This window comes from Pueribacillus theae, assembly GCF_003097615.1.
GTDB lineage: Bacteria > Bacillota > Bacilli > Bacillales > UBA6769 > Pueribacillus > Pueribacillus theae.
The window spans coordinates 1-373 of record NZ_QCZG01000125.1 but is presented as its reverse complement, the minus strand read 5'-3'; the positions used below and the strand labels follow the sequence as shown (position 1 = coordinate 373).

The 373-nt window shown below is 36.7% G+C and carries 1 protein-coding gene; it reads left to right on the top strand.

Annotated features, from left to right (window positions below):
• On the top strand, positions 1-373 hold a 373-nt coding region (locus DCC39_RS18980), incomplete at both ends, for an RNA-guided endonuclease InsQ/TnpB family protein (protein ID WP_165820945.1).

Sequence of the window (373 nt, the reverse complement as noted above, 5' to 3'; positions counted from 1 at the left end):
GACAAAGTACACAAACAATAATATCGCAATTGTTGGGAACAAAATCAAATTACCTAAACTGGGTCTTGTTCGTTTTGCAAAAAGTCGCGAACTTGAAGGTCGAATTCTTAACGTTACAGTTAGACGTCATCCAAGTGGCAAATACTCAGTATCCATTCTTGTCGAAACAGAAGTGAATCCATTACCAAAAACAGATTCTGCTATTGGTATTGATGTTGGATTAAGGGACTTTGCAATCTTGTCAGATGAAACAGTATATAAGAACCCTAAATTCTTCCGTACACTAGAGAAAAAGTTGGCAAAAGAACAACGTATCCTGTCAAGACGAAAAAAAGGGTCTTCAAATTGGCATAAACAACGAATCAAGGTTGCA